Below are 18,859 nucleotides of genomic sequence, written 5' to 3'. Positions count from 1 at the left end.
TCCTAGGTTGTTAACCTTTTTTTAATAGAGGGAATATCACTTAACAATAAGAATTCCTCTACTTTAATTTTTTTTATTCGTTGCTGATAACGCACGCTATCAGTCAACGGATGACTTTTGGGATTAGCGATCTTTTGCAAAACGCCATCTTCTATTGTAACAAATTTCAATTCAAAAAACACCTGAATCATAAAAATTAATAATTTTTGTGGTATTTTTAGATATTGAGCAATTGAGCCTAATTTATAGCGAATATCTATTTTTTCTTGTGTATGGATTAGTTTGAACAATTTGGCATATTGTTCTCTTGATCCAACTCCATTCAAATAAGCTTCTTCATAAGAAATCCCTAATAAGTACATTCGATCGAAAGAACCAAAGGCAAGGATTTCTTTTAATATTTCTAAATCATTTGGACAATCAACTACCAGCAAGGAATGATATGAATTATCGTGGATCAACTGCTTGATATGTTCCACACTTTCGAACACGTGGACATTGTCTGTAGCCAGTCCAGAGATTTCTTTTAAAGAAGAGCGATCAAACGCAAGATACAATGTTTGTGGATCAACCTTCGTTAACTGACGGTATCTCTTTGAACGCCAATCAAAAATTTGAAATCCATCAACAACAAAGTCTGATACCAGCAATTGCGGTTTTTTCCGACCGTTCCATTCATTGATAGCTAATTTACCAACGATATCCACTGGATTATTTAACAGCTCAGCTTCTTGGTCGCCAAAACCAAATGCTACCGCATCTAACGGACTAGCTTCTTCCATCAATGTTAACTTCAAATGTTGCTGACTCGTACCAATTCTTTTCACATTTTCAGCCAAGATTTGGCGAAACAGAAAGTGAGGTACCGCATTGTCAGTACCATATGGTGCAAGTAACTTTAATTCATTAAGCAATTCAATGGTTACATCTTTGGGTGTAAGGACTTCGTCGATCGGTAAAGCTGCGCCTTTTGTCAAATCAATTTTTTGTTCGGAAACATACTGATTCATTCGTTTTTGTAATTCTTGAAGATTATCACTAGGCATCGTTAACCCTACAGCAGCATGGTGTCCTCCAAAGAAAGTAAATAAGTCACGCATCGCATCTAACATTTCATATAGATTCAGGGCTTCGACACTTCGACCAGATCCTTTCGCTGTACCATCTTCTTTGATTGTTAAGACGATCGTCGGTTTACCAGTGGCATTCATCAGCTTACCAGCTACGATCCCCAACACTCCCTCATGCCACCCAGGATGGGCAAGAAGGTGGATCTGATTCGTTTCATCAATCATTTCCAATGCTTCTTGGGTAATTTTTTCAACGACTGTTTTTCTTTCTTCATTGATCGTGTTGAGTTTTTTGGCATACGTGAGTGCCGCTTCCTCATCAAAGGTAGCTAGCATCTCGACAGCTGGATTAGGATCACCCATTCGGCCAATCGCGTTGAGCCGAGGGGCAATTGAAAAGCCGATGGTCGTTTCATCTGCTTCTTTCATAGAGACGCCACTTTCATTAAATAAAGCTTGTAAACCGATCCGTTCGGTTTCTTTGATCGTATCTAACCCTAAAGCAACAAGTGTGCGATTTTCGCCTGTCATTGATACTAAGTCTGCAATCGTTCCAATCGCCACTAGATCTAAAAATTCAGCAGGAGGTTCTTCTAATAATGCTGTTGCCACTTTAAAAGCTACTCCGACACCTGCTAGATCAGGAAACGGATAATTCCCTTGTGGATGTCGTGGATGAACGATAGCGTAGGCTTCAGGTAATTCACTGGGCATTTCATGGTGATCTGTGATGATTACATCAACACCTGCTTGTTGCGCATAAGCTACGGCATCGTGACCAGCCACACCATTGTCCACTGTAATGATCAATTGCGCACCTGCATCGATTTTTTCTTGATAAACGGCTTTGTTTGGTCCATAGCCATGGATAAAACGATTGGGTAAAAATGTTTCGACATTGGCGCCGAGTAGCTCCAATGTTTCTTTCATCACTGTCGTACTTGTAATCCCATCTGCATCGTAGTCACCATAAACGACTATTTTTTCACCATTGATCACCGCTTCTTGGATTCGACTGATGGCTTTATCCATGTCATGCATTAAGTAAGGATCATGCAATTCTTGATGTTTGGGATTCAAAAATTCTTTTACTTTCTCTACATCACGATAGCCTCGTTGCCAAAGTAATTTGCCAATAAAAGGCGATAGATTCTCTTGCTTTATACTTTGAAGAAACATTTCAGTCGGTTCTGATTCACTTAATTGCCAATCATAATTTGCTTGTCTCACTTGCTCACCCCTAACCTAGTTATTATAGCAAACGAAAAGTTTAAAAAAAAGAAGAAAGATAGCCACAAACACATTAAAATGGTCTTCAAAAAGTCGTTACTCACTTTTTGAAGACCATTTGACAAACCCGAAACTCAGCCTTTTACCTTTCAGCCAAATGTAACAATGGTTCCTGCCATCTTTTATTTTGATCTCGTTCATGAAACTTTAGTCAAAATAATTATAGCTTTGCTTTGCTGAAATTTTCTGCGTATCAGATGTTGTCGACTGCGCTTGTTGTAGTTGTTTTTTCGTTGCTTGTAATTCTGCCTGATAAGCAGCTTCTAATTCTGCTCGTTCATTTCGGAATGTTCGTTGTTGCTCTTCCTTTGCTTCAGCAATTTTTTTATCAAGATTCTCTTGATAATCTGATAGTTCCTGCTTTAATTGTTTGATTTGTTTTTTCTGTTGCCATAAAGTGGTTGATGCAGTAACAAAAACAATCAATGCACCAATAATCGCCGAACCAATGATAACTAAAATCAATGGTGCAGAAAATGAAGCAATCCCAAAGTTAACAGGAACATTTCTATTGTTTAATACAGCAAATACGACAATAATCAAGACAAGCAAAAATCCAATAATCACACTACTTTGTTTTTTCATACTCTTTCACCTACTTTTTATTAAAAATCCCACTTGCGAGGTAGTCGCCAATAGTCGGAAAGAGAGTGTAAAATTTAGCCGCTATTTCAAGAAGGACAGGACGATTCACTTCACGCTTTGGATGTTCCATTGTTCGTACAATTGTTTTTGCTAGTTTCTCCGGTTCTAAAACAAGTTGACTAACTTTTTCTAAATAACTGCCGGTAGGATCAGCTTTATCAAAAAATTCAGTAGCAACCGGTCCTGGATTCACCGTAGTGACTGCCACTCCAAGTGGTCTTAATTCTAATCGTAAGGCATTAGAAAAGCCTAAGACAGCAAATTTTGTTGCTGAATAGATCGTTGATTTTGCCGTCGCCATTTTCCCAGCCATTGAAGCAATATTGATGATATGTCCTTGCCTTCTTTCAGCCATATCAATCGCAAATTTTTGAGTTAGGACCATCATTCCTAGTACATTTACTTCAAACATATCGTAAGCTTTTCCTAAATCGAAAGTTAAAAAATCTTCAAAAATGCCAAAGCCGGCATTATTGACTAACACATCTACACGTCCGACTGTTTGCATCACTTGTTCATAGAGCCGATCGACGCTGTCAGGGTCACTCACATCTACTGGAAAAGCATAGGCTTCCTTTCCGCTTAATCTCTGACATTCTGCTTTAACCTCATCAATCAATTGGCTTCGTCGAGCACAAGCAATGACGATGGCACCTTTTTTTGCAGCTTCATAACAGATTTGAGCGCCCAATCCACCAGAACTACCGGTAACTAAGACAACTTTATTTTCTAAATTCATTCTTTTCCTCCTCACGAAATGGAATATCGACAGTATCAAAATCTTTCATGATCCTTGTATTTCCAAAGACCTCACGTGCCTCTTCTTCTAGTTCTTGCGCAGCTTTTCCTAAATAGCGCGCACTAATATGGGTTAATAACAAACTTTTCGCTGCTGCTTCTTTAGCTACTTCAGCCGCTTGATAAGTCGTCGAATGGAAGTAGTTCTTTGCCAGCTTGGCTTCATTTTTGTTAAACGTACTTTCATGAACCAAAACATCACAGTCTTGGGCCAACACGACTGAATTTGCTGTCTTCCTCGTATCACCTAAAATCGTAACGATCCGCCCTTTTTTGTCTGGTCCCACAAACTGCTTCCCGTCCACAACCCTTCCATCAGGTAATTGAACAGATTCTCCTTTTTTCAACTTTCCATATATTGGTCCAGCCGGAATATTCAGTTCTTGTAATTTTTCAACTTGAAGCTCTCCTTTATGGTCATGTTCCACAACCCGAAAGCCATAGCTGGCAATTCCATGATCTAATTTTTTAGTATAGACAGAAAAATGCTGATCTTGAAAAATCGGCTGATCTTCAACTAACTCGATGAATTTCAACGGATAGCCTAAACGTGTTTGCGAAACAGCTAACGAAGTTTTGACAAATGTCTCGATTCCTTTTGGTCCGTAGATCTCCAAGGGCGTATCTCCCCCTTGGAATGAACGACTGCTTAACAAGCCTGGCAACCCAAAGATATGGTCACCATGTAAGTGAGTAATAAATATCTTTTCAATCTTTCTTGGACGAATGTTGGTACGTAAGATTTGCATTTGCGTTCCTTCACCACAGTCAAATAACCAGACTTCATTTCTTTCATCCAAAAGTTTTAATGCAATACTGGTAACGTTTCGATGTTTGGCAGGTACCCCTGCACCAGTTCCTAAAAATTGTAATTCCATAATCTACCTGACTTTCTTTAAACTCACTATTAATTTTATGGGAAATGTGTCGGATAATCAACCGAAAGTCCGTATTGCTTCCTAAATAATTGCATTTTTATTGGTACTAAAAAAAGAAAAACGCCTTTTTCACGCGTTTCTCTTTCTTTATTCTGTTCGTCTCTTTATTGAGGATGTTTGTCTTTCCACGATTTCCGTGCCGTTTCTTGTGTTTGTTTTTCGACTTCTTTGGCAGCGTGGACGTCTTCTTCGACCTCTTCATAATCTAAGCGAGTAATTTCGCCACCTAAATCCATCATGACTAATTGGTTCAAAGGACGATTATCTTCTTCTTCAGCAATCAAAATCAAACCGGTTGCTCCTTCGCCAATTTTATTGCCCACAAAATCAAAAACTGTCTGAGCATCTTGGATTTCTTTGGCATCCTGCGTAGCACCGATCATCCCGCCAGCAAACCAGCCTAAAAGAATCCCTAGTGGGCCTCCCAAGACACCGACTAACATTCCGATTAAACCACCTTTTGAAGATTTATTGTTTCCAGTAAAATCCAAAAAATCCTCTATTTTGAATTGATGCGTTCCATTAGGATCATGACTAATCACTGCCATTTGTTCACCCTTGATGGCACGAGAAGCGTGTAATCGTTTGATTTCAGAAAATGCTTGGTAAGCTTGACTCTCTACAGGGAAATTCAAAATAATCACTCGTTTGCTCATAAAAACACTCCTCTATTCATTTTCTTTATTCTAACTTTTATTTTAAAAAAACAAAAGGAAAAACCCTTTAATAAATAACACATAAGAAATATAAATTTTTCCTATTAAAAAATCTTTCTGAATACTATTGGTGATAGCTTAAAAATTTTTACCAAAAGACAAATCCTACCATTGCTTAAACCAAAAAAGCGCCAAACCATTTTTCTGGTTTGACGCTTTGTTGATATTGAGTGTTAACATGGGCTCTTTTCATGAGCATACGTAATCTTATTCGACAAACTCAAATTCAAATTCACCAATTCTCACTAGATCGCCATCTTTTGCTCCACGGGCACGTAAAGCTTCGTCAACGCCCATTCCTCTCAACTGACGAGCAAAACGCATAACAGTTTCATCGTGATCGAAATTCGTCATTTGGAATAGTTTCTCAATTTTTTCTCCTGATAAGATCCAAGTAGCATCAGGATCGCGATCGATTTTAAATTCTGGCCCTTCTGGATTGAATCCGTATTGAACTGTTTCTTCTTCGATTTCTTCATCATATAACGGAAACTCTGGTGTTACTTCTAGAAGATCCGCTGTCGCATTCAGCAATGGATCAATGCCTTTTCTTGTTACCCCTGAAACTGGAAAAATCGGCATATCGTCTGCAAATTCATCTGTTTTTTCTTTATTAAGCTGCTCTTTGAATTTTTTCAAATTTTCTTCTGCGTTTGGCATGTCCATTTTATTGGCTACAATTATTTGAGGTCGTTCCAATAAACGAAGATTATAAGTAGACAATTCATGGTTGATCGCCAAATAGTCTTCGTAAGGATCTCTGCCTTCCATCCCACTCATATCAATCACATGTAAAATAACACGAGTACGTTCGATATGACGTAAAAACTGCGTTCCTAAGCCAACACCTTGAGAAGCTCCTTCAATCAATCCAGGAAGGTCCGCTGCTGCAAAACTGCGTCCATCGCTAGTTGTTACCATACCAAGATTTGGTACTAATGTCGTGAAATGGTACGCGCCGATTTTAGGCCGAGCAGAAGAAATAACTGAAAGCAGCGTTGATTTACCTACAGATGGAAAGCCAACCAGCCCAACATCAGCCAAGACTTTTAGTTCTAATTCGATTCTGCGTTCTTGACCTGGTTCGCCGTTTTCTGCAATTTCTGGTGCTGGGTTTCGTGGAGAAGCAAAGCGGATGTTTCCTCGTCCCCCTCGACCGCCTTTAGCAACGACTAAGGTTTGACCATTTTCAATCAAATCGCCTAACAAAGCGCCTGTTTCAGCATCACGGACAGTCGTTCCTTGAGGGACTTTTACATAAGTATCTTCTGAACCCCGACCGTGCATCCCTTTACTCATTCCGTTTTCTCCTGGCTGTGCTTTAAAATGGCGATTGAAACGAAAATCCATTAATGTACGTAAACCTTCATCAACGATCAAAATGACGTCACCGCCACGACCGCCGTCACCACCAGCAGGTCCTCCATCAGGTACATATTTTTCTCTGCGAAAAGCGACCATTCCGTCGCCGCCTTTACCGGCCTTCACATCGATGGTTACTTGATCTAAAAACATGGACATCTTTAAGTCCTCCTATTTTAATTATCTATTATTCATTTGACTGCCTGAATTTCCACAATAAACAAAAGTCTTATTTATTTTATCGGTCAAAAGCTATTTTGTCTATCGTTTCAATTAAACTTTCCAGGTTTTGTTCATTTTTTCTATTCTACTTAAGGAAATTGTTTCAAAGATCTCCTAGTGCTTTTCACCTCTCAGACCATTTTATCACTTTACTTTTGTAAGTATCTTTTTTTGACAAATTTTGTGAACAGGAGGAAAATGACAGTGTATTAATCAAGGATGCGAAGTTTGCACCCTCAATATCACTAAAGGAGGAACTTTTGATTATGACAGTAAAAGTAGGTATTAACGGATTTGGACGTATTGGACGTTTAGCTTTCCGCCGAATCAAAGAAGTATCTGATGATATTGAAGTCGTAGCAATCAATGACTTAACTAGCCCAACAATGTTGGCACAGTTGCTACAATTTGATTCAACTCATGGAACCTATCCCGGTACAGTTACTGCAACAGAAGACTCAATCGTAGTAGATGGTGAAGAAACGCGTGTCTATGCTGAACCAGATGCAAGTAAAATCCCTTGGGTTAAAGAAAACGGGGTCGATATCGTACTGGAATGTACTGGTTTTTATACTTCGGAAGAAAAAGCACAAGCCCATTTGAACGCTGGGGTAAAACGTGTAGTGATCTCTGCTCCTGCTGGTGCAATGAAAACTATCGTATACAATGTAAATGATGATACGTTAGATGCTAATGATAAAATCATTTCGGCAGGCTCTTGTACGACAAACTGTTTAGCACCGATGGCTTATTTCTTAAATAATGAATTTGGTATCGAAGTGGGGACTATGACTACCGTTCATGCTTATACTTCTACACAAATGTTATTAGACGGACCAGTAAAAGGTGGAAATTTACGGGCAGCTCGATCAGCAGCTGACAACACGATCCCTCACTCAACAGGTGCGGCAAAAGCAATTGGCTTAGTTATTCCAGAGCTTCAAGGGAAATTGCAAGGTCACGCACAACGAGTACCTGTAGTGGATGGTTCATTAACAGAACTAGTTTCCATTTTAAAAACAAAAGTGACCGCTGAACAAGTGAACGAAGCGATCAAGAAACATACTGAAGACAATCCATCATTTGGTTACGATGATCGTCAAATCGTCTCCGGTGACGTAATCGGTACCACACAAGGTTCGATTTTCGATCCAACTCAAACAGAAGTCACAACGGCTGGCGATTACCAACTCGTAAAAACCGTTGCTTGGTATGACAATGAATATGGCTTCACTTGTCAAATGATCCGTTTGTTGGAAAAATTTGCTAATCTTTAATCGCCAAAAGATCACACGTTTTCAAAGATAGAAAATAGAGACCGTTTGAACGACTCGTTGAGTGGTTCAAACGGTCTCTTTGTCTAGTTCTTCTAAACTGGTTCAAAAAGAACGAGTGATGGTAAACCTTATCATCTCTCTTGATCAAAGATAGAATTTTTATAAACGTCCCTTATTTGCGAATTACTAGCTCGTGTTTTTTTCACTTTCTTTTGAGCAAAGTGTTCTGGATAAGCTATTTTCAATGCTCTTTCTTCTCCTAAATTATTCGCTAACTCTGTATTTTTTCCACTCAATTTCTCAAGATCATTAATATAAACATAACGCCCTAACTGCATTGTACTTGAAAAAATAGCAAAATCTACTGCGGCAGAAAAATGATGAAATCCCTGTTTTGATTTTAAATAAGCACTTTGATCAATGATATAATCCGTAACTTTTCCTCCATTGCTAATTAAAGATAAATCCCTTTGAAGGATAAAGTCACTTTTGTTCTTATCGTTGCTCTTATTGAGTGCTTGTGCTAGTTCTGATAGGTTAGATTTAGAAATTTCAAATTCATGTACACAAGGTAACAGACCATTTACTTGCGTTCTTTTTTGATAGTAACCTGTGGGATCAACCACTGAAACGATAAAGTTCCCGAAAGTATTTTTCCGTATCACACAACCAAGATTCTGTTTTTCATGAGGACCCTTGTCCTTCAACTTGATCTGAATATCATGAGAAGTAACTAGAAAAGAAGTTGGATCGCCTGGCATTAATCGAGAGAGTTCTTGTACAATCGAATTTTTTTCTAACTGATAATACTTACTATATTGAAGTGAACGGCTAATTGCTGCCACTTCATTTGGCAGAACAATCCCTCTTGACTGTTTTAATTGTTCTTCTGCTTTCTCAAATATTTCTTTTGGTTCCCGCAGCTCAGCTAGGTAAATCCCTCTGTCTTCTACTTCTACTGAATCTTGTCTAGACAGCGATTTTCTTTGTTGAGAAGTTGTGAGTATTGTATCTTCAATTTTTGTTTTCCAATTCTTATCCATATTTTCCACTTGTTCAGTTTTATTATGTACAATAACCATCGAATGAAGAAGATCTTCCGAATATTGTAATTGGTTCATCCTCTTAAGTGCTGCGTAATGAAACTCATTCATCAAACGTTTATGATTATTTTGTTGAGTTGCTGGTGTAAGATTGAAGTAATCCATTTGGGGCTTCGTTTGTTCATCAATGGCCTTAACCTTCTGACCTTGTATTTGACCGCTCTTTTGAACATCCTCATGAATTTGATCAATAGCATTCCCATAAAAAATGTAGTCAACAGTGTAATATAGTTGCGGAAGTAAGAAATGAAATTTTTTTGAATGTGATATATTCTTTGCCGTTTCTTTTATTTCTCGTTTATTCCTAAGATTCTCAAATTTATCCACTAGTGTAGTCATATTCTCATGGCTAGAGTGTAATGGCGTGCCCAATAGATTGGCTAACTCTTTGGTTTTGTCTTGATCGACTGCGTATTTGCGAATCGTGAGCTCTTGGTCATTCGAAGTTACCAATGTAACGAGATATTTATTGTTTTGATTTTGGATAATTGCTCCTGTTAAACTAGTGTATACAGGCTCGTTTTCAGTGGTGTCCTTAATCAACTCTTTTTCCTCTTTATGTAACGGTCTCCCACTTAGGAGTGGTAATACGAGAAAACGAGCTTTATCTCCACTTAAGTGTAAGAGTTCTTGTTCTATTTTTTGTGTCTCTTGGATAGCATCGCTACTCCGTTCGAATGAATCGTACATTGTAAACTGACCTTTTTCTTCAACTAAACTTGTTATGTTAGGATTGGCACTCACATTGATCATATGACTCCAATTTTTCAAATACTCTTTAAACATCGCTTTCGTCTCATTCAAATCAGGAATATGCCGAATATCTCCAACTGGAAGATCAAAAAATTGTTCATACATTTTGAAATTTCCAAATTTGTCTTGCTTATTTACTTCAATCGGAGGTTTTTTTTTGAATAAACGTTTTGTACGGTTCACAATTGAATGTTTAGTATCTTTAGAGGATATTGAATTGACTAATAATCGTGCGCGCAAAGCTTGTTCTAGTTCTAGTTTATTTGCCAGTGGCATTTTTTCGCTCCCTTTCTTGAGATCATTTTTTATAATAAAAATCGTTTCGTACGATTGATTCGCTTTTTTTCATGAAACGATTTTATATCCGTTTTTATGTCAAAAAGGCTCCTAAATTCATTTTCTCTATTTTCATTCTTCACAATGTATTTTTCGATAATGACAGAAAGGTTCCTCTTTGCCTATTCTTGATTTTCGTTCGTTTTTTTGTCTGATTTATGTAAAATTCTCAACCATATATGTAAGCAGTCACCCATATTTCTATTGTGAACGGATGACTGCCGGTAAATAAAAAGAATGAGTTCTCTCTATTAGAATCCTAAAATTATTTTTGTATTAGCTATTAGCAAACAACTCATTGGACATATTTTGCTAAAAACTCTTTGACGGTTTGCTGATACTTTTCTGGGTCTGCCTGATACGCTTTTGCGTGTTCGGCTCCCTTGACCACGTATTTTTCTTTTGGTCCCTTAGTTGCAGCATATACTTTTGCTAACATATTATAGGGAACGAATGTATCCGCATCACCATGGATAAATAACATTGGTTTCGTATTTTTAGTTAATTGATCAACGGCACTTGCTTCCCCAAAAAAATACCCTGCTCGAATTTTTGTAATCAAGCTAGTCACTTGGATCAATGGAAAAGAAGGTAAGTTGAACATATCTTTTAGTTGATATGCAAGTTCTTCATCAACTGACGAATACCCACAGTCTTCGATGATCGCTTTCACGTTATTTGGTAGCTTCTCACCGCTCGTCATCATCACAGTTGCAGCACCCATACTTACTCCATAAAGCACGATTTGTTGCGACTGCCCTGTTTCTGCTATGATTTTATCGATCCATTGGACGTAATCTTTTCGCTCTGGCCAACCGAATCCGATATAATCCCCTTCACTACGCCCGTGGCCTCGAGCATCTGGAACTAACACATTGTAGCCTAAATCATGAAACATTTTTGCATAATTTGCCATTGTTTCTGCATTCCCCATATAACCATGGGCAACAATAACTGTTTTATCACTTTTCTTTTCTGCTGGCAGATAGATCGCAGACAATTTCAAATGATCTATTGATGTTAGATGCCAGTAAGTGCGATTCTCTTTCTGATTGAACCACTTTGTCGCCTCGTTTTCTTTTGTTGTTTGAGAAGTTCCCGGCGTATCGTTTTCTAAAAAATCCTTTTCTGATGGGACAACTGCATAATTATAAAAATAGTTGCCTGCAAATAATAGAACCACTATCACGACAATAGCAATTCCGATTACTATTTTTGTCAAAAGTTTCATCGCTTTCCTTCCTTATTCCATTATTAATACTAATTCTTGATTAAGTATAAACAAAGAAGTTATTCGATGCAATCCTTCCAAGAGTAAATATAAAGCTCCACATCACCCATTTCTCTTCAAATTTCATTATAAATGGTTGTAAAAAAACCATCTTCACACAACTAATCTATCAAGATCAGTCTTGTTATCTCAGAGACATAACATCTTGACAAATTATTTAGACTAATCAATTTTTCAATCATTTTTACAAAAAAACTTCAAAACCAGTAGAATTAACCGGCTTTGAAGTTTCCCCGATGGTTCTTAGCTTTTAAACAAAAATAGTTTAAAAGTTAGGAACCATTATTTTTTATTTTCGATCATTTTAAAACTTGACCACGGTTTTAAGAAGTCTAATAAGAACAATTCATCTTCTGAAATACGTCCGACTACATTCACACGACCGTCATTTTTCATCTCTTTTAGCGCAATTTGAGTTTCACCTTTGTATTGGTCATACCCCACATTATCAATCAAGACATCCCCGCGAGACATGTCCCGGGTATTATGTGGTGGGAATGGTTTATCTTTATAGTAGATTCGTGTCATTGTTGATCGAAGGATATATTCTGAACGATCACCACGATAGCTGTGGAGATTATCAAACAAACAAATCCGTTCATCTTCGGTGATATCTTCTTCAACATCTACTTTCAACGTTGGATAATCTGCATTAAATGCTTCTGCCATCGCTTTTAGTTCTTCCTCGCTTGCATAAGCATTACCGATAGAAATATCATCGATCAAACCCGTAAGCATCAAGTGCTTGACTTGTGTAGAAATCTCTAAGTTTCGATGATCTTCAAGCGAACACAAACCGTCTTGCGTTGGCCATGGTCCGAAATCAGCGGTTTGAGAATTGACGAATGCCATTGTATTCAAATTATAATTTCTAAATTTTTCTGAGCAATACACAAAATGATCATAACTCAAACCAGAATAGCGATGAGGGTAAAAATTATGAGACCCTAACAAATTATTAGTATTCGGAGAATAACTCATGATGTTGTCAACATAACTAGTTCCAGAACTCATATTAATCTCAATCTTAATACCGTATGGATTGCGTGTCATTTTTGCTTCTTCAGCTCCCGTAAACCCGATATCTAAACGGATGCCGTACGCTCCCATCTTATGGAAAAAGGAAAGATCATCGTAGGATATCCCTAATTGTTCAAATAATGCTGGATTGATATCTACCATAACTTCCATTCCTAATTGGTTCGCATATTCCACAACTTTAGAAAAATCAGCTAAAACCTTCTCTTTGTCATCTTCTATTTGTAATAAGCTAGTAAATACACGTTTGAATCCATATTTATGTGCTAAATCCAAATATGCTTTGTCCTTTTTGAACGTTGAACGTTCCGGATAAATCGAAATACCTAATTTCCCCATCAGTTGAATCCTCCCAAAATCTTTTTTGTATCCACTTACATTATAACAAAAGCGCTTTAAATGGTCTACACCTTTGAGAAAAGTGATCATAAACGAAGAAATTATGAGAAAAAGAATAGGTAAATTGATCATTATTTGTTATCATTATAGATAACAAACTGATTATCTTTGAAAGGAACCAAAAATGAAAACAAAAAAACTTCTTTTAAGTATGGGATTGGTTGCAACCCTACTATTTGCAGCAGGGTGTAATCAAAGTGAACCAAAAACAAACACTTCTGAAACAACAAGTTCAACAGAAAAAACAACGGAAAGCAGTACAAAAGAAAGTGTCGATTTAAACGCACTCCCTCTTCCTCAATTGAGCAATGAGGTCGCTGCCAATGAAGATCTGGTTGAGATGGTCACATCAAAAGGGACAATCAAAATGAAATTATTCCCTGAATTGGCCCCTAAAGCAGTTGAGAATTTTATGACACATGCTAAAGATGGCTATTACGATGGCTTGACTTTCCACCGAGTGATCAAAGATTTCATGATCCAAGGAGGCGATCCTAAAGGGGATGGTACTGGCGGTGAAAGTATTTGGGGTAAAGGATTTGAAACTGAAATATCTAACCAGCTTTACAACATCCGCGGAGCTTTATCCATGGCACGTGCCCAAGATCCTAACAGTAATGGGAGCCAATTTTTTATCGTCCAAAACTCAGATGATATGCATGACGGACTATTAAAAGATGATTACCCTCAAGCAATCATCAATGCGTATAAAAATGGTGGCTATCCTAGTTTAGATGGTGAATATACGGTCTTTGGACAAGTCATCGAAGGAATGGACGTTGTAGATAAAATCGCAGAGGTTGAAACAGATGCCTCAGATAAACCAAAAGAAGCGGTTAAAATTGAAAAAATCAATATCTTACAAGAAGCGAAAGAATCATAAGACGAATCATTAAGTAAAAGCCGAAGAATAACGAAAGGTACTCCATTGCCCTTCGCTGTTCTTCGGCTTTTACTGATAACTGGGTCCTTGTAAATTCTGCTTTTATAAAAAAAGCCGCTTTACCCAATTAAGCATCTTTGTTCACAATAAAAGTAAACTCACACTCACAAACTTTTTTATCCTCGACATAAGCCGCAGATAAAGCGGTCCCTACTGCACCCTTCATTTTTGTGATTTCAAAATGACATTTCATCACGTCACCAGGAACCACTTTCTGGCGAAATTTCGCTTTGTTAATCCCACCGATATACGCTCTTTTGCCTAAAAATTCTTCTGATTTTAAAATCAGAATCGATCCAGCTTGCGCTAAGGTTTCTAGAATCAATGCACCAGGCATTACTGGATTATCAGGAAAGTGTCCTTGGAAGAAATCTTCATTGATCGTTACATTTTTCGTTGCGACGATTTTCTTTCCTGGTTCTAAGGTATCGACATAATCGATATAGCATATTGGATAACGATTGGGAATCAAGTCCATTACTTCAGTAGCTGATAATACGTAAGACATAATATACTCCTTCTTTTGGCTAATTGCCTTGATTATTACTTTGATTATCAAAGTATCATATTCTTAAATTTTTAGCAATCTTTTTTTATTATTAAAAAAAATAGTTTGACAATCAAAGCATTTTGACTAATAATAGAAAATCAAGAGGTTATTATTTTGCAATTATTGTTTATTATACAACCTATTAAATCTTTTTAAGATCAAAGGAGTGTCAATATGTCTTTTTTAGAAGGAAAGAAAATCGTCATTATGGGCGTCGCAAATAAGCGAAGTATTGCTTGGGGTTGTGCCGAAGCAATGATGAAACAAGGTGCTGAGATCATCTATACTTATCAAAATGAACGCATGAAAAAATCATTGCTTAAATTAGTCGGCGAAGATGCCTTTACGGTGGAATGTGATGTATCAAGTGATGAAAGTATTGAAAAAGCAATGGATGCAATCGGCGAATATGCTGGAGAAATCCACGGCCTAGTACACGCAATCGCATACGCAAACAAAGAAGAATTATCAGGAAACGTATCCGATATCTCACGTGACGGCTATCAATTAGCACAAGATATCAGTAGCTATTCATTAATCGCTGTAACAAAATATGCACAAAAATATCTTGCACATAACAGCGGAATTGTAAGCATGTCTTATTTAGGATCAGAACGCGCTATTCCTAACTACAACATGATGGGAATCGCAAAAGCATCTTTAGAAGCAGCCATCCGTTACTTAGCTGCAGAACTATCTCCTAAAGGCATTCGTGTCAACGGTATTTCAGCTGGGGCGATCAAAACATTAGCGGTTACTGGCGTGAAAGATTACCAAAAATTGATTCAATTATCTGAATCACGTACACCAGATCAACAAGGTGTGACGATCGAAGAAGTCGGGAATGCCTGTGCCTTTTTAATTAGCCCATTATCAAGCGGAATGATTGGCGACATTGTTTATGTAGATAAAGGCGTCCACTTATCTTAAGAGAACCCTATTTACTTTAGTCATCCCATTTAAAACAACACGAATCGCTTTTTATTTAAGTAAGATAACGGAAAAATTCGTTTAACACTAACGAACTCACCGGTTTCAAATAAACTTTAAACGACGACCCAATATTGATAAGCTTATCAATATTGGGTCGTCTTATTTTGATTGATCCCTAAAGAAAATATGAGAACCAGACGATGATACGCATGAAATATGCCTATCTAGATTATTGTGGCAGATTACAAACCATTTGATTGTTAAAATATAAATAGTTTATATTTTAATATGAGTGAAATTGTATCTTCTATTTGGTGATGGACAAACTCTTCTAAAGTAGTATGTGGCAAGAAAGCTTGTAGAACTAAATTTATAAAAAAACTAGGACAGATCGTCTTTATCTGTCCTAGAAATCGTAGCATCTCTTTTTTATTAGATTATACTGTTTGTTTATTCGACTACTTCGATCCAACCCTCAGGCGCTTCTACATCGCCAAACTGGATCCCTGTCAATTCATCATACAATTGTTTAGTTACAGGACCAACTTCTGTTTCGCTATGGAAAACATGTAAGTTATTTTGATAATAGATCCCTCCGATCGGTGAGATGACCGCTGCTGTGCCACACGCTCCTGCTTCGGCAAATTGGTCTAATTGATCAATAAAGATATCCCCTTCGACAGCAGTTAAGCCTAAACGCTCTTCAGCCAATTGTAAGAGTGAATATTTCGTGATACTTGGTAAAATCGATGGCGATTGCGGTGTGATAAATTGCCCATCTTTAGTAATACCAAAGAAATTCGCTGCACCGACTTCTTCAATTTTCGTGTGAGTAGCAGGATCTAAATACACGCAGTCTGAATAATCTAATTCCTTCGCTTGTGTACCTGGCAACAGACTAGCTGCATAGTTCCCTCCTACTTTTGCTGCCCCTGTTCCATTAGGCGCTGCCCGGTCGTACTCTGATACGATAAAGTTCGTTGGTTTCAAACCACCTTTAAAGTAAGCACCAACTGGTGTACAGAAAACGACAAATAAGTACTCTGGCGCTGGGTGCACACCAATGTTTTCACCGACACCAATCAGAAAAGGACGTAAGTATAATGTTGCGCCTGTTCCATAAGGTGGTACAAATGCTTCGTTCGCTTTGACTACGTCTTTCACAGCTTCAATGAACATTTTTTCTGGTACCATCGGCATCAATAACCGTCTAGCACTTTGATTCAAACGACGGCTGTTTTGATCTGGTCGAAAAAGATTGATCTTGCCATCTTTTCTTCGGTAAGCTTTTAATCCTTCAAAGCATTGTTGTCCATAATGAAGCGCTGGAGAACCTTCATGGATTGTTAAATAGTTGTCTTCCGTCAATTCTCCTTTTTCCCATTGACCATCTTTCCACTTTGCAACGTAACGCCAAGGAGTTTTGATATATGAGAAACCTAAATTATTCCAATCCAATTGCATATTCATTCCACCTATCTTTGTTTTGTGAATATTTTAGCACTATCCTTGAGGTTTGTCATTTTATTTTTTGGAAAATTTCTGAAATTTGAAACAGTTTTGCTGATTTTCTTTTTCCCTCGTTCTTGTTACAATACAGTAGTGAGTATATATTTTAGAAAAGGGGATCTTATGTTTTTACAACTAGCGACAACAGCAACCACTTCCACAGGTGAAACATTAACTGACCAAGCAGTCCACCAAGTGAATGCTTTCCAACGTTTCTGGAATACGATCGATTGGGATGCAATTTTTGCAACCTTTATCCAAAAAGGACTTTATTTAGTTTTTTTAATTCTTTTATTTGCCATACTCAACCGTGTCGGAAAATATTTAATTGATAAATCTTTTAAACAATATTCTAAGAAATCGGTTTTGAATGAAAGTCGTTTAAAAACGTTACACAGTCTGTTAAATACGATTTTCCAATACACGATGGGTTTTTTCTTTATTTATGCGATTTTATCCGTCATTGGTGTTCCGATTGGTTCATTGTTGGCAGGAGCGGGAATCGCTGGGGTAGCAATTGGATTGGGCGCACAAGGCTTTATGAGTGATGTGATTACTGGCTTTTTCATTATTATGGAACAACAAATGGATGTCGGAGATTATGTAAAATTAGCGAATCTGTCAATTGAAGGAACAGTGGCTTCTGTCGGTATTCGGACGTTACAGCTAAAAGCCGTAGACGGTACGGTCCACTTTATTCCCAATCGAAACATCACGACTATCAGCAACCTATCCAGAGCGAATATGCAAGTTCTACTTGATATTCGCATCGTGCCGGAAGAAGGCTATGATTCTATCTACGAAATCATCGATCGTGTAAATCAACGATTAGCTGAAAAATACCAAGACGACTTACAAACTGAACCAACAATTTTTGGATTAGTCGATTTAGGGAACAGTAATTTTGCGATTCGAACCATTTGTTATGCCTTGAATGGAAAACAATTTGTTTTGAAAGAAGAATTTTTGAGTTCTTATGTAAAAGAATTGACAACAGCAGGATTTACCATTCCTAACAGCCCGATCAGCTTGAAATAAAAAAGATTGAGACGATTCCTTACGCTTTCCATTAAATGACCTTAATGGAGAAATAAGTGTAATCAGTCTCAATCTTTTTTGCTTTAATCGTTAACTAACGATGTCTAACTTTTCTTTTAATTCTTCGACTTTAGGCGAAACAATGTTTCGTCGTTCCAATTCATGCACCATATAGTTGACTGCCTTTAGTAGTTCTTTTCGAGTAATGATCCCTTTAAAAACTTTGTCTTCTGTAACAACCGGTAGAAAAGGTGAATCAACTAATAAATGGAGAACTTCTTCTAGTTCCCAATTTTCATCGATCGTTGCAACATTCGTTTCCATTACATCTGCAACGGTTAGTCCTTCTAATGGGTCCATACTGATCGTTTGTAGATCGATCATTTTATTGACGACATCAGATAAGCTAACTAATCCCACAAAACGGTCATCTTTTCCTAGTACAGGGATCTTCGTATAACCTACTTTCGATAAAACAAGCAAACCATGTGATAATGGATGTTGATACATGACATTCGCTACATTTTCAGCTGAGATCAAAAAAGTCTCTCGATTTTGTAGCAATAACTCTCTTACAATCGGTCCAATCATTGGAGGGCCTCCATTTCAATTTCATTTCAACATAATTATTTTACCGAAAACGGATGC

At 37.5% G+C, this 18,859-nt stretch carries 16 protein-coding genes; 4 read left to right on the top strand and 12 right to left on the bottom strand.

Features of this window, described 5'->3' with window-relative positions:
* Nucleotides 1-2: 2 nt before the first annotated feature.
* From recJ to obgE, 6 genes are all read right to left on the bottom strand, one after another.
* Entirely contained in the window at nt 3-2,300 is a 2,298-nt protein-coding gene (gene recJ, locus IGK21_RS06175; RefSeq protein WP_034697793.1) for a single-stranded-DNA-specific exonuclease RecJ, read from the bottom strand.
* A gap of 207 nt (nt 2,301-2,507) precedes the next feature.
* Nucleotides 2,508-2,945: a LapA family protein gene (locus IGK21_RS06170; RefSeq protein WP_034697790.1), complete on the bottom strand. Its 438-nt coding sequence runs from the start codon at nt 2,943-2,945 to the stop codon at nt 2,508-2,510.
* A gap of 10 nt (nt 2,946-2,955) precedes the next feature.
* A complete protein-coding gene (locus IGK21_RS06165) occupies nt 2,956-3,744 on the bottom strand; it encodes an SDR family NAD(P)-dependent oxidoreductase (RefSeq protein WP_010737503.1) in 789 nt (262 codons plus the stop codon).
* Nucleotides 3,728-4,681: a ribonuclease Z gene (rnz, locus tag IGK21_RS06160; protein ID WP_034697787.1), complete on the bottom strand. Its 954-nt coding sequence runs from the start codon at nt 4,679-4,681 to the stop codon at nt 3,728-3,730. The genes IGK21_RS06165 and rnz overlap by 17 nt, the downstream gene beginning before the upstream one ends.
* A gap of 164 nt (nt 4,682-4,845) precedes the next feature.
* Nucleotides 4,846-5,397 carry a hypothetical protein gene (locus IGK21_RS06155; RefSeq protein ID WP_010737501.1) on the bottom strand — a complete coding sequence of 184 codons (552 nt, stop codon included), beginning with the start codon at nt 5,395-5,397 and terminating at the stop codon, nt 4,846-4,848.
* A gap of 267 nt (nt 5,398-5,664) precedes the next feature.
* Nucleotides 5,665-6,978 (bottom strand): GTPase ObgE, encoded by a 1,314-nt coding sequence (gene obgE, locus IGK21_RS06150; protein WP_010719267.1) that lies wholly within the window; start codon nt 6,976-6,978, stop codon nt 5,665-5,667.
* 329 nt (nt 6,979-7,307) lie between these two features.
* On the opposite strand from obgE, the gene gap reads away from it, so the two are divergent.
* The gene (gene gap, locus IGK21_RS06145) at nt 7,308-8,318 is read left to right on the top strand and encodes a type I glyceraldehyde-3-phosphate dehydrogenase (RefSeq protein WP_010719268.1); all 1,011 of its coding nucleotides are present in this window, start codon (nt 7,308-7,310) and stop codon (nt 8,316-8,318) included.
* Nucleotides 8,319-8,449: 131 nt separating this feature from the next.
* Here gap and IGK21_RS06140 read toward each other — a convergent pair whose 3' ends face one another.
* The 3 genes from IGK21_RS06140 to IGK21_RS06130 form a co-directional block, all read right to left on the bottom strand.
* On the bottom strand, nt 8,450-10,450 hold the full coding sequence (locus IGK21_RS06140) for a hypothetical protein (protein ID WP_232622367.1): 2,001 nt from the start codon (nt 10,448-10,450) through the stop codon (nt 8,450-8,452).
* Nucleotides 10,451-10,805: 355 nt separating this feature from the next.
* Nucleotides 10,806-11,741 (bottom strand): alpha/beta hydrolase, encoded by a 936-nt coding sequence (locus IGK21_RS06135; RefSeq protein ID WP_034697773.1) that lies wholly within the window; start codon nt 11,739-11,741, stop codon nt 10,806-10,808.
* Between the two features lie 342 nt (nt 11,742-12,083).
* Complete coding sequence (locus IGK21_RS06130) at nt 12,084-13,178, bottom strand: DUF871 domain-containing protein (protein WP_010719272.1); 1,095 nt, start codon at nt 13,176-13,178, stop codon at nt 12,084-12,086.
* Nucleotides 13,179-13,362: 184 nt separating this feature from the next.
* Here IGK21_RS06130 and IGK21_RS06125 point away from each other — a divergent pair, with 184 nt between their 5' ends.
* On the top strand, nt 13,363-14,121 hold the full coding sequence (locus IGK21_RS06125) for a peptidylprolyl isomerase (protein WP_010719273.1): 759 nt from the start codon (nt 13,363-13,365) through the stop codon (nt 14,119-14,121).
* Between the two features lie 127 nt (nt 14,122-14,248).
* On the opposite strand, the gene fabZ is transcribed toward IGK21_RS06125, so the two are convergent.
* On the bottom strand, nt 14,249-14,689 hold the full coding sequence (gene fabZ, locus IGK21_RS06120; protein ID WP_010719274.1) for a 3-hydroxyacyl-ACP dehydratase FabZ: 441 nt from the start codon (nt 14,687-14,689) through the stop codon (nt 14,249-14,251).
* A 216-nt stretch (nt 14,690-14,905) separates the two neighbouring features.
* On the opposite strand from fabZ, the gene fabI reads away from it, so the two are divergent.
* On the top strand, nt 14,906-15,661 hold the full coding sequence (gene fabI / locus IGK21_RS06115) for an enoyl-ACP reductase FabI (RefSeq protein ID WP_010719275.1): 756 nt from the start codon (nt 14,906-14,908) through the stop codon (nt 15,659-15,661).
* A 453-nt stretch (nt 15,662-16,114) separates the two neighbouring features.
* Here fabI and IGK21_RS06110 read toward each other — a convergent pair whose 3' ends face one another.
* Nucleotides 16,115-17,128 carry a branched-chain amino acid aminotransferase gene (locus IGK21_RS06110; RefSeq protein ID WP_034697772.1) on the bottom strand — a complete coding sequence of 338 codons (1,014 nt, stop codon included), beginning with the start codon at nt 17,126-17,128 and terminating at the stop codon, nt 16,115-16,117.
* 168 nt (nt 17,129-17,296) lie between these two features.
* Between IGK21_RS06110 and IGK21_RS06105 the strand changes: the two genes are divergently transcribed.
* Nucleotides 17,297-18,211: a mechanosensitive ion channel family protein gene (locus IGK21_RS06105; protein WP_034697771.1), complete on the top strand. Its 915-nt coding sequence runs from the start codon at nt 17,297-17,299 to the stop codon at nt 18,209-18,211.
* Nucleotides 18,212-18,301: 90 nt separating this feature from the next.
* Here IGK21_RS06105 and cbpB read toward each other — a convergent pair whose 3' ends face one another.
* The gene (gene cbpB, locus IGK21_RS06100; RefSeq protein ID WP_010719279.1) at nt 18,302-18,802 is read right to left on the bottom strand and encodes a cyclic-di-AMP-binding protein CbpB; all 501 of its coding nucleotides are present in this window, start codon (nt 18,800-18,802) and stop codon (nt 18,302-18,304) included.
* Nucleotides 18,803-18,859 lie beyond the last annotated feature (57 nt).

The sequence above is a fragment of the Enterococcus sp. DIV1421a genome, from assembly GCF_051711025.1.
Classification (GTDB): Bacteria; Bacillota; Bacilli; order Lactobacillales; family Enterococcaceae; genus Enterococcus_B; species Enterococcus_B hirae.
Note: the sequence above shows the minus strand (reverse complement) of the source record. Positions and strands in the feature narration are given on the sequence as shown.